Origin of the sequence: Novosphingobium beihaiense, from assembly GCF_022832375.1 — a bacterium.
Classification (GTDB): domain Bacteria; phylum Pseudomonadota; class Alphaproteobacteria; order Sphingomonadales; family Sphingomonadaceae; genus Novosphingobium; species Novosphingobium beihaiensis.
In genome coordinates, this window is record NZ_JALHLG010000096.1 from 1 (window position 1) to 1671 (window position 1671).

1 protein-coding gene is annotated in these 1671 nt (G+C 64.7%); it reads right to left on the reverse strand.

Annotated elements, in window-relative coordinates; genetic code table 11:
* Positions 1–172 precede the first annotated feature (172 nt).
* On the reverse strand, positions 173–1609 hold the full coding sequence (locus MTR66_RS21085; protein WP_243924695.1) for an IS1182 family transposase: 1437 nt from the start codon (positions 1607–1609) through the stop codon (positions 173–175).
* Between the last annotated feature and the right edge of the window lie 62 nt (positions 1610–1671).

Here is a 1671-nt window from a genome sequence, read left to right on the forward strand (position 1 = left end):
AAACATGTCAGTCCGTCCGAAAACGCACGGGCTGATCGGGTTTCGGCCGAGCGGAGGGGCTGCACGCAGCGGCTGCTGGTTTTTCGGCGCGGAAGGCGTGGTGACGGTCTCGATCGACCATATGGGCATCTATGGCGCGAGTTATGCCGGGAACGGCTGACGCGCGACCTTTTCAGGCCTGCACAGCGCGTAGCAGGGCCGGAATGCCGAGGATGTTGATCGCCCTGCGCAGATTGTAGGCGAGCGCCGTCAGACTGAACTCGGCGTTGACGTTGGCGAGGCCCCGCATGAGGAATGCGCCCTGGTTCATCCACTGCTTGATGGTGCCGAAGGGATGCTCGACGGTCTCGCGCCGCCGGTCGATAATGTCGGGTCGGGCATCCAGCCTTTCCGCCATGCGCTCGAGCACAGCCTCATTCTCCCACCGATCGATGCTCCGCCGCGTGCCGGATGCGCATTGGGGTTTGAGGGCGCAGTCCCGGCAGGCCCGCATGTTGGCGTAGCGGATGGTGACATGTCCGTTCTTTTGCGATCGGGAGTAGGGATCGAGGCGCTGACCACCGGGACAGGTGTAGCGATCCTCCCGGGCGTCGTAACGAAACTCATCCTTGGCGAAATAGCCCTCATTGATGGCGGGACCCCGCTGCGGGCGCACGACATAAGGAATGACGCCGACATCCTCGCAGGCGGCGATGTCCTCGCCCTTGTAATAGCCTTTGTCGGCAACGGCATCGATCTGCTCGACACCCAGCACTTCGCGCGCGGCGCTGGCCGTCTGCGCCAGAAAGCCAAGGTCGCTGCCGGAGTTGGTCACATATTGCTCGACGATCAGCTTGTGCCGGGCATCGACCGCGACCTGCGCGTTGTAGCCGACGCCGACCTTGGGCTGGGTCGCCATGCCGCGCGCATCGGGATCGGTGAGCGACATCTGGCTTTCGCCGCTGGCGACGAGATCGGCCAGCATCGCGCTGTGCAGTTCGCGCCGTTCCCGCATCCGCGCGATCTTTGCCGTCAGCACCGCTGCGCGGCGGGCGGCACCTTCCGCCTCGGCTTCGGCGCGGTCGGCAAGGTCGAGGCGCGCCAGATACTCTTCGATCCGCTCGTCCGCGAGCTTGATCCATCCAGCCAGCTTCTGGCGCGTGAAGTTGCGCTTGCGGCTGTTCACAGCCTTGAGCCGCGTGCCGTCCACCGCCACCAGTTCCCGCCCGAAGAGGTCGAGGCGGCGGCACAGCAGCACGAAGGACCGGAACAGCGGCTTGAACGCTGCCCGGTTCGCACGACGGAAATCCGCGATCGTGCGGAAATCGGGGCGCAGACCACCCAGCAGCCAGATCACCTCAAGGTTGCGCGCCGTCTCGGCCGCCAGGCACCGGCTCGACCGCACCCGATTGAGATAGCCGTAGAGATACAGCTTCAGGAGATCGGCCGGATCGTAGCCGGGACGCCCCGTCGCCTTGGGCCGGGAACGCCCAAAACCCAGCTCGTCCAGATCGAGATCATCGACGAACGCCGCGATGAACCGCACCGGGTTGTCCGCCGCCACATAGTCATCGACCGACGCCGGAAGCAGCAGCATCTGATCGCGCGAATGTCCTTCGATGTAGCCCATGCCCGATCATATCGGACCCCCAACCAGGCGGGAATCCTTCTTCGAGTTTTCGGACAGTCTGA

Bases quoted from the DNA above. Each gene is read 5' to 3' on its own strand.
- MTR66_RS21085 (WP_243924695.1), bottom strand. From the start codon at position 1,609: ATGGGCTACATCGAAGGACATTCGCGCGATCAGATGCTGCTGCTTCCG.